This window comes from Brunnivagina elsteri CCALA 953, assembly GCF_002289455.1.
Lineage (GTDB): Bacteria > Cyanobacteriota > Cyanobacteriia > Cyanobacteriales > Nostocaceae > Brunnivagina > Brunnivagina elsteri.
In genome coordinates this window covers 1-10023 of sequence record NZ_NTFS01000246.1, presented here as the reverse complement: position 1 = coordinate 10023, position 10023 = coordinate 1, and the positions used below count along the sequence as shown (strand labels likewise).

Here is a 10023-nt window from a genome sequence, read left to right as displayed (position 1 = left end):
TTTTAGAATGAAATAGCCCTGGGGTTATGAGTTTTGGAAAACTATTTAGTTAATACCAATTTAATATGAAGACGCATAAAATAACCCCACCGTCTGTGGCACCTCCCCTTACTTTACGCGCTACTCTACGAGAAGACGTACCACTCCGTGGAAGCAAGCTACGCGCAGCGTGTCGCTTTGCGACTCAGCGTCTACCGCGTTCCCGGAGGGTAGGGGAGAGGCTTAGAAATATCAGTTTTGGCAGATAAAAAGTCTAATTCTTAACCGTTTTCAGTATAAATTATCCCAAATTATTGTAGGGTTCGGTTTACCTGCCCTATATATTATTATTTGGAAGTTAGAAGTCCCTAATCTAAGCATCACACCTTCTGTAATATTTCCTGTGTCAATTGTACAAAAGCCTTAGAACCCGCAGATTGAGGATTATTTAAAACCACAGGCATAAAACTATCAACAGCTTTCGCCACATTTGTATCAACAGGAATTTGGCTATTAAAAATTTTCTCATTCCCAAAATCTTGATAAACGCGATTCATTACCTGTTTATAATATCTGCCACTCAGCAAATTATTACTAAACATAGTAAAGACAATTCCCAGCATTTTTATATCTATATTTGCCTCTTGTTCATGGCTATCTTTTAGCTGCCCAATTCGTCTTTCTAACAACTGAATCCCGACTACAGAGAGTGGTTCAGGCTTTGCAGGGAGTAAATAATAATTACTCGTTGCCAATGCACTACGAGTCAGTAAATTATAACCAGGAGCGCAATCTAAGATAATAAAATCGTAATCATTGCGAATCGGTTCCAAAATCTTACCCAACAAAACCCGTTCAAAGCGATTCCAAATCGTTTCAAAGTCTTTTTCTCCTAATTGAAGCGCTTGTTGATGCAAAAGTTCAGATACAACAAATTCATCATACAAATCAATATCTCCTGGCACTAAATCTAAACCTTGGACATTACAAACTTGCGTTTGAATGATATCTTTAATTTTGTATGTTGGGGCATCCTCCGGAGTAATAATTTGGTCGATTAAATAACGAAAAGTCTTACGCTGTTTACGATGATTCGCAAACTCCACAGGTGACATCAAGCTGAGTGTCGCACTAATTTGTGTGTCTAAATCGAGTACAAGTACACGCTTACCATGATTTTTTGCCAAGCATGTTGCTATGTTCACAGTGAGGGTTGTTTTGCCCACACCACCTTTCATATTTGCCGTTGCAATTACATGTCCCATTCATTCAATCCTTGGAAAGCGCTTCCCATTTACGTAACTGACAAATCTAGTTATCGTTGTAAATTTTGACTTGATTTAATATTTACCGCAACTGGTGAAAGTTTTTCGGCAGTCAGATTATATCAATGAAGCGTGTAATTGCAACAACTCTAAATATTTTTAATTTGAATATTTGTGGTGAATAAACTTTGTAAGCGATGTATACTAGCACCGTCTAGGTAAAGTAAATCACCTTTACCTAGTAAGTACCCTGCTGCGGTTTGTTTTCCACCTAAAATAATCATTGAATCTGCTTCACTTGCAGTTTTTAAAGCAACCCTTCCTGGTAAATTAGAACGAATAAGGGGAGTGAGAACGGTTGCTTCTGGTCGTTGTGTTGCGATAATTAAATGTATTCCAGCAGCCCTCGCTTTTGCACCTAAACGCTTAATACTTAATTCTAAAGCTTTGCGAAGTTCTTTTTCTGCCATAAAATCCGCATATTCATCAAATATGCAAACAATGCGCGGTAAAGTAGTCCGGGAACCTTGATTGAAGCTACCTAAATCATTACATCCTACTTTTTCAAACACCTGGTAACGGTTTTCCATCTCTGTAACCAAACTTTCCATCAACGCGATCGCAGTATCACCATCTTTTACAATGGGAGAATACAGCCATTTCATCCTTTCAAATTCTGGGAAAGTAACCCGTTTAGGGTCAACTAGTACGATTTGCAGATGCTGGGGAGAATGACGAACAAGCAGACTTAGAAGTAGCGATCGCAAAAATTCGCTTTTACCGCTACCTGTTGTACCACCTACTAAAAAGTGACAAGTATTCGGATCGGATAAATCAGCTTCAATAAGTTTTCCTTCTAAATTGACACCAAGGGCAATTTTAACAGGAGAGTTAGCAGGTAATATTTGAGATTTTAGATAATCTTCAAATTTTGCCACTTGTCGATCTGAACGGGGTAAATCAACACTGACATAACCAGTCTGGGGAGCAATCATTGGTGGATTTAGCAAACTTAGTTGCACTTGTAAGTCAGCAGATAATTTTAATAATGTATTGACTTTGACACCAGGATGGGGTTTTAATTTCACACGGATAAAACTAGGTGCTAAAGCAACTTCCAAGAAATCAACACCAATTCCAAAAGATAGTAAGGTTGTAACTAAATCCTCACCGATTCTTTGTACAGTTTCCACTGCTTGATTGTCGTTTACCAGATACTCAGTTTTGAGATTAGGTTTACTATTTTGTTCTGGTTCAGGTAAAGCAAAAAAAGTTTGACATTTTTGTTGCTGTGGGCAAATCTGGCATAAATCAGGTTGGGTTGTAACGGGAGGTGGATTTATGTTCCCAGGTTCCCAATTCAACCATTCTTGCATCTGCTGCAATTTATAAGGAATTAATTGATGAACGGTACTTTCTAACTGTTCCCAAGAATATTGATACTCTTTAAAATTTGGTAATACACAATAAACCGCAGCATCAACAGCAACTTTTTTCTGCTGTGAAAGCATAGAACTGTAAATAGCTACTTGTGCTAATTGTGCAGATGGATCAACAGGTAGATAAGTCTTAAATTCAATCACACAAAGACGTTTTGATTCACAATTAAATACTAAACAATCATACTCACCCATTACTTTCTGTGTTCTTCCATCTGGTAGACTCAAATCATATTCAAGTTTATATTCTTCTTCAATAAAAGTATTTTTAATTAAGCTCTGAGCATCACAATAAGCACGATTAATGATTAACAAATCAGCAAAACGTCTTATTAATCCTTGTAAAGCTTGCCAAGCTTGAAATAGTAGTTGTGCTAAGTTTACATCTTTCTCTATTTGCTTTTCTAAATAAATGAGAAATTTTCGTTCATAAAATAACTTTTGCATCGCAGCAGCAACTTGCTCTGACTTTAATTGCGAGACAGCAGGATGAAAAATGTTTATAAATAAAGGTTCATTCAGTGCTAACTTAATAAACTCATTAGCTAGGAAATGAAAAGTTCTTCCAATCCCAAAGCTATTATTTGCTGGTATAAATAAAGTATTACCACCAAAATGGTGAGATAAATAGAATAAACGGGGACATTCAAAAGCAACTCGCACTTTTGTTGGTGTTAATTTATCTAACTTTAATTCCCCTGTCGATGTTTGCGGATTAGCTAACATTTTATCACTATAAATAGATTCACAAATATGTAATTGTCCTGAAAATTCTAATAACTGTCGATGTACGGCAGCTAAATAAACCGTATCCATCGCTGCATATTGTAGCTGCTTTTGAGTCAAAGGACGTTTTCCCCAATCACTCATACCTTCTTCTTGATCTACGTTCCTAAACTGACAAAGTTCGACAGCTAAAGTTTTCAGTTTTAAATTAGAAACTGTTAAAGTTTTCTTACCAATTTTCTGAGCTATTTTCAGAGTACAAGTAACATTTTGAGCGGAACTTTTACTCAGATATCTTAAATCAAAGCTAGCATTATGAAATACTTTTTCAATTGCGGGATTAATCATAATTCGGTGAATAAAATAACTCACCAAATCAGGTTGTTCTAAGACATCAAATATATATGCATCTGCACTATTTATGCTGTTGTATTGACTGGAAACTTGAATTAATGAAATTCGGGGATGAGAAGTACTCCAATCAGCTATTTCCGTATCTAACCAGAGAATACTAAAAGAAGTTAGCTGATCTATTTGCTCTTTGATTTCATCTACGATAGTTAAATATTGCATGACACAAGTTTAAAATATTATTCCTCCTCTAATCACTCGATATTGCTACTCGCATTCTGGGATGATTAAGCGACTAAACAAACTAATTGGTCTTCTAATTTAGCTTTTGGATTAATAAATTTGATTTTTCTCTCTTCACATAGCAACTCAATTAAATATCTAATTTCATTATCACTAACATCATAAAATTGAGATTTTGCGTGCGAATACAAAGCTTGAACACCCATAAAATTCTGAGTTACAACCAAACTCCGCAAAAATTCTTTCACCACTCGTAAATCTTTCTTTGTTTCTGTATCAGTCAGTTTAGTAACTACACCTAAATCTTGAATTACAACACACTTTTCTAAAACCTTAGATTCGCGAACCAAAGATTGTAATTCGGGTAATTGAATCGTCTTACCACCGATAACTAATTCTTGACTGAGAGTAGAGTTAACCAAGTTTCGATATGTCTCCAGAATATGAACTGATGGTAACTTAGGTCGAATATGGATATTTTTAGTACCATTAAAAATTTGGCTATACAGTTGAAACCCTTTCAACTTTGCATTTCCAAGTGTGGATAATCTAATTAAATATATGATGCTACAAGTTCCTTTCTGTGCTACTTTATGAGTAGCATTCATAATGTTGAAAAAGCTAGTCATATTTGGGTCTTCTGTCCAAACTACTCCCACTTTACCCTGCTTAGGAGATTGATAGCTGAAAGAAGAGCTAGCAGATTTACCACTAATTAATTTAGGTTTTATAGATTGCATTTGCAAAGCTTCTAATGTCATTTGCAACATCTGTATCAATTCATTTGCAGCAACGAAAGTAATTTTAGTGATTTTTTCCTGAGTTTTTTTCAGTTCTTTTTGCCAAATTATTTTAAATTCAGCAAGATAATTTTCTCTTGGGGAACCTCTCAAAGGTTCTGTAGGAGGTATAATTACTATATTGGGTGTAGTGGAATTAGGTTGTTGAATTACAATAGGCTTTGTTAATAGTGACAGTTTATATTCTTGATATTTCTGTCTACCTAAGATAATCGCATTTCGTGGATAAGTTTTTCCCCCAGGAAAGTTATCTTCCAATAATATTTTCTCTAATGGAAAAATGGATATATTTGGCTGAGGATTAGCTTCTTGATGTAACGATTGTAAACGATAAGCCCAAATTGCTTCTGCTTGTTCTAAATTAATAGGTCTGAGCTGAAGAAGTCTCTCTAATCTGACTTTATCTGTTTGAGGAATAATTTGAGTAGCGCGCATCCAATTATCTTTAACTATAGTAATAATTATTAGAAAATTTTTGAGATTATCATTATGAATAGTCGTATTAATATTAAATAGTGGTTGCGGATTTAAATCAAATTTTGCAGTTGATTCTACTTGATCGAAACATAAAACAATTGGTTGTGTTTCTATCGATATCTTCCCAAAATTAGCTAGGATGTTTTTGGCTGCATCTTCTGTATCAATGCATGATTTTACATTCAAAGTTTGCATTGATTCCTCACTTAAATCATCACCTCTTAACCATTCGCAAGCTAAAGGATATAGTTCTGGATCCGTTAAATCGTATAATAGTCCAAAAAATATATCAGCATTATAAATACCTGCTAATTTATATGTATTTTTAAGATGGCTGATAAATTTTTTACGATCATTTAATAATACTTGCCAAATACTGCTATTTTTGCGTTTTGTAAAAGCAGATAAACTTTTCAGCCATAAAATCAACTGTGATTCCTGTTGACCTTCTGGAACTTGAATTAAGCTATCAACTGTATAGCGTAAAACATGTCGCCAAATATAATCATTGTCAGACCAAGGACTAATATAAGTGAAAAAAGCTTTAGTGTTAAAGGTTTGTTTTAGTCTACCTAAAAGATAACTTTTACCAGAACCTCCATCACCTAAAAGTAATACAGTTCGACTGCGATTATCCATCACTACAAGGTCTAATAAACCTTCAACCTCATTAATAACTGCTTGATGAATTGATTCAACTAAAGCAGTATAATCTTGATTTTCTGTCCAGAAATTACCGACTCTAATGTTTACAAGGTCAAAAGGATTAACCTCACGCTTAATTATTTCGTTAATAGATACCATAGTTTAGATTGTGCAGAGAGCGAAATTAAATTGGAAAATAATTAGCTATATGACTTAGTAAACACTAATAAAAAATAGTGAACCACCAACATTTTGAATAATTCCAGCCTGAAATTCTTCTGTTGTATAATTAGTTGGGTCTAATAAGGTACTCAGATCAATTTTGTCGCTTGCTTGTAAACGATAAAGTGCCTTATCTACATCATCCCTTGACAGTGGTGGCTGTAACTGTTGACGCAAGTGGAAAATTGGTAAATAATTGTCAGCACCAAGTTCCTTATCTAGTTTCCGGAGGAGTTCTAAAATCTCTTCATCACTAATACTAGTATTAGTTCCAACAGATAACTGATTCCCTGATACACGTGTCGAAACTTGCTCTGACTGAATACTTAAAGTCTTCCGCAAAAAGCGAAGATAATTGTTGAGTAAATCTAAGCTGATGTTCGCAGCACCTTTGGGAACATAATCATCCCGCAAATACTCAATACCACGCTGAGTTAGCCAAACCTCTGCTTTTATTCTTTTGATTTTAAGTTCTGTCTCAATCAAACCCTTTTCACTGAGAGTCTTCAAAATTTCCTCTTTCTCAGGAGCTTTCAACGATTTGGGTGTGAGTTTACTGGGTACTATTTTACCAGAAGCCTTACTGATACTTTCTAAAACCTGACGTTCTTTATCTTTGATGGGTACTTCCTTGAGGTCAAGTTTGAGTAATGCCTGACCAGGGGATAATATTTTTACTGTAGCAATTTCGCGGGAAAAGTCTATCAGTTCCCGTTGACCTAAGCTTTGGCAAATCTTGTCTTTGCCCTTAAATGAACTGAAAATACTAGCACTATAGCTAGAGCTATAATCTTTACATCCCAGTAATTTGAGGATAAATTTTAGCTCGTTGGTATCCATACGGTTATTTTGCCTGTATAACAATCAGTACAACTCTAGCTTTGAGAGCAAAAGTTTACATCCCCTTTTTATACTAGCGAGAATTTGCGCTAATAGGCATTTAACTCTGTGGAAAAAAAGTACCTAAAATTATAGAACTTTAAAGGTTAGTTCAACTCTACTCCAGCACGAGCAAAAAATTATACCTATATTCTTCTGTAAGTACGAATCAAGATAATTGTGTAATAAAATATCAATTTGGTAAAATCCTCGCGATCGCAACTTTACTACCCCTTAATTTTCCTCACAGCATAAAATGCGATCGCATCCATTTCCATCGCAGTAAACTATCGGTTGGGTGAATACGTATAATAGATATTTGCAGCAAAATCTCAGGTATCTAAGTGTGCTGATATCCAACATTTTAATATTCTGAATTTATCGAAATTTTCCAATATCTAAAATTATCTAAGCCTATATTTAACTGATTAGATTTAGACAACCTTGTGGTTTATATAATTTATATTATTCTGACATCATATGTTGGCTTTCGCAAAGCCTTCACCCAACCTACAATTTCTTTAATTTTGTACTCGACAAATTTAAATCGAATGTTAAAACTGATTTGTACCTTTAACTAAAGCTGTAGTTAACTTACGTAATTACCGCAGTATATAGTCAAAATAAAATATTACAATATCGAAAATTATATGCGTATCTTAATGCTATCGTCCACCTTTCCCTATCCCCCAAGTCGTGGAGGAACAGAAATAAGGACTTTTAATTTACTCAAATATCTACACTTCAATCATGAAATCACTTTAGTTACGCAACGTCACAGAGATGTAACTGATGCAGAAGTAGAAGAATTGCGTAAGTGGGTATATGAATTGATTGTGCTGCCAATCCCCGCAAAAGTACAGAGTACAAATAATTTAGCTGGAATATTTGCTAAGGTGGGAAGGTTTGCTGAGTCAGTTGTAAAAGCAACCCCCGCAAATGTTTTATATCGCTATTCAAAAGAAATTCAGAATATTGTGGATGAGTATGTTACCCAAGGGAAATGCGATGTCATTACTTGCGAACACAGCGTCAACGAAATATATGTCAAACCAGAATATCGCAACCGTGTAAATACAGTTATTGATATCCATAGTTCCGTTTATGGATGGGTACGAAACCATTTAGAAATGGGTGCATCATCCTATCCATTACGCGATCGCTTATACTTGAATTTAGTTCTCAGTCGCTATGAACGTCGCTATTGCAGTAAGTTTCAGAATATAGTCGTGACAACGGAAGACGACAAAGACGAATTTTTAAAGCTTCGTCCCGATATTGAGATTCAGGTAATTCCTAATGGTGTAGATTTGGAATTATTTCCCGATCGCACCAATGATGTTGCTGGAAACGGATTGATTTTTGTTGGAGCAATGGATGCTTCCCACAACATCGATGCAGCAACTTTTTTTGCCTTGGAAGTATTTCCAGAAATCAGAAACCGCTATCCCAAGGCTAAATTTAGCATTGTTGGGGCACGTCCAACCCAGGAAGTACAAAACTTAACCAAACATCCTGGTGTCATTGTTACAGGTAAAGTTCCATCAATGGTAGAGTGCCTGCACTCATCCACAGTCTGCGTTGTACCTTTACGTACTGGTTTTGGCATCAAAAATAAAACCCTCGAAGCAATGGCAGCTGGTGTACCTGTGGTAGGGAGCGATCGCGGTTTGGAAGGTTTAGCTGTAGACTCTGGGAATGTTCCTCTACGGGCTTTACGTGCTAATAGTAAGGGTGAGTATGTTGCAGCTATTAGTCAGTTGTTCGATAATTCTCAGTTGCGAGCAGAGTTATCTCGTAATGCTAGGCAACTTGTGGAAATGGAGTTTACTTGGGAAAGTGCAGGTAAGCGTTACGAACAAGTTTGTTTGGGATGATTACTACTTGTAGGGCAAACAGCCGTTTGCCCTGATTTGTAATTTGTATCATATTCAAACTTTTAATTATTATCTAAGATTGTTACAACCCAAGACTATTATTGTTGCATTGAAGGAAAAACCCTACTACCGATGGGGATGCGGGGATTAGGATTTTTGACAGTTTCACTTCCAGGGGAAGCTTGACTAACAGCTTTATCTTTATTGGAGTTATTTTCACTCTCCAAGTTAGGTTGTGATACAGCAGACTTATTTTCCAAGCTAGTAATATCACTATCACTAGATGGATTCACTGTCTCCGCATAACATGGCTTTAAAAGCATAGCAGAACTAACCAACACACCGAAAGCTAGCAGGCAACTTATATACTTATACATTTTGATTCCTAAAAAGTTATATTTGCGCTGTTCACTGGTAATCATGAATGAGAACTTCAAGAGATACCAAAGACAACTGAACTAAATGTAGTTTGATAGTGGTTGTTTATTAAAGCGGATATTCACTGAAATCTTATTTTCTTTTTTGCAAATTAACAGGTATAAATTAATTTATAGTTTTAGCGAATTACTAACCAGTCAATATAAAAATTTTATGAAATTAATCTGATTTTTTATAAAATATTGATATTAGGGAACACCAAATAATAAATTACCCAATAAATGTAGGGTGGGTTAGAGCTTCTCGTAACGCACCATTGTTAGATTGATGGTGCGTTACGGACTATAGTGCTAACATACCCGACAACGAAATTGGAGATTTTTTTATTTGGAAATCCCTTAGTCTAGATTTTACAGTCGCAGAAACATTGATAGTGCGATATGCGCTTAGATTTATTTAAGTAGTGCGAGCATCTTACTCGCTATTAGACATCTCCGAAAAAGACGTAGAGACGTAGCAATGCGGAGGCACGACAAGGGTTATGGGTAACGCATAATTAAATTCGGTCGATGTCTATTGAGAGGCAGCGAGCAAGATGCTCGCACTTCATTGGGGAAATTATATTATTGATATTAGTTACAGGACTTCCGGTAGCTATGAGGTACATACTCAAAGCTGAAAGCTATGATTAGAAGGGAGGTGAGGGGAACAACTGTATTGTGTAATAGCCGGAAGTGCTGTA

Annotated in this window: 6 protein-coding genes; 1 reads left to right on the top strand and 5 read right to left on the bottom strand. The window is 35.7% G+C overall.

Annotated elements, in window-relative coordinates; genetic code table 11:
• Positions 1-359: 359 nt before the first annotated feature.
• From CK510_RS19650 to CK510_RS19635, 4 genes are all read right to left on the bottom strand, one after another.
• The gene (locus CK510_RS19650) at positions 360-1244 is read right to left on the bottom strand and encodes a ParA family protein (RefSeq protein ID WP_095723315.1); all 885 of its coding nucleotides are present in this window, start codon (positions 1242-1244) and stop codon (positions 360-362) included.
• Positions 1245-1393: 149 nt separating this feature from the next.
• Entirely contained in the window at positions 1394-3982 is a 2589-nt protein-coding gene (locus tag CK510_RS19645; protein WP_095723314.1) for a DNA translocase FtsK, read from the bottom strand.
• A gap of 65 nt (positions 3983-4047) precedes the next feature.
• Positions 4048-6084 carry an ATP-binding protein gene (locus CK510_RS19640; protein WP_095723313.1) on the bottom strand — a complete coding sequence of 679 codons (2037 nt, stop codon included), beginning with the start codon at positions 6082-6084 and terminating at the stop codon, positions 4048-4050.
• Positions 6085-6138: 54 nt separating this feature from the next.
• Positions 6139-6987 carry a transcription factor RcaD gene (locus tag CK510_RS19635; protein WP_095723312.1) on the bottom strand — a complete coding sequence of 283 codons (849 nt, stop codon included), beginning with the start codon at positions 6985-6987 and terminating at the stop codon, positions 6139-6141.
• 689 nt (positions 6988-7676) lie between these two features.
• Here CK510_RS19635 and CK510_RS19630 point away from each other — a divergent pair.
• Positions 7677-8903: a glycosyltransferase family 4 protein gene (locus CK510_RS19630; protein WP_095723311.1), complete on the top strand. Its 1227-nt coding sequence runs from the start codon at positions 7677-7679 to the stop codon at positions 8901-8903.
• Between the two features lie 98 nt (positions 8904-9001).
• Here the strand turns inward: CK510_RS19630 and CK510_RS19625 are convergent, their stop codons facing one another.
• Complete coding sequence (locus tag CK510_RS19625) at positions 9002-9280, bottom strand: hypothetical protein (protein WP_211293234.1); 279 nt, start codon at positions 9278-9280, stop codon at positions 9002-9004.
• Between the last annotated feature and the right edge of the window lie 743 nt (positions 9281-10023).

What these genes read in the sequence shown, in the direction of transcription:
- CK510_RS19650 (WP_095723315.1), bottom strand. Translation starts at nt 1,244, where the DNA reads ATGGGACATGTAATTGCAACGGCAAATATGAAAGGTGGTGTGGGCAAA.
- CK510_RS19645 (WP_095723314.1), bottom strand. Translation starts at nt 3,982, where the DNA reads ATGCAATATTTAACTATCGTAGATGAAATCAAAGAGCAAATAGATCAG.
- CK510_RS19640 (WP_095723313.1), bottom strand. Translation starts at nt 6,084, where the DNA reads ATGGTATCTATTAACGAAATAATTAAGCGTGAGGTTAATCCTTTTGAC.
- CK510_RS19635 (WP_095723312.1), bottom strand. Translation starts at nt 6,987, where the DNA reads ATGGATACCAACGAGCTAAAATTTATCCTCAAATTACTGGGATGTAAA.
- CK510_RS19630 (WP_095723311.1), top strand. Translation starts at nt 7,677, where the DNA reads ATGCGTATCTTAATGCTATCGTCCACCTTTCCCTATCCCCCAAGTCGT.
- CK510_RS19625 (WP_211293234.1), bottom strand. Translation starts at nt 9,280, where the DNA reads ATGTATAAGTATATAAGTTGCCTGCTAGCTTTCGGTGTGTTGGTTAGT.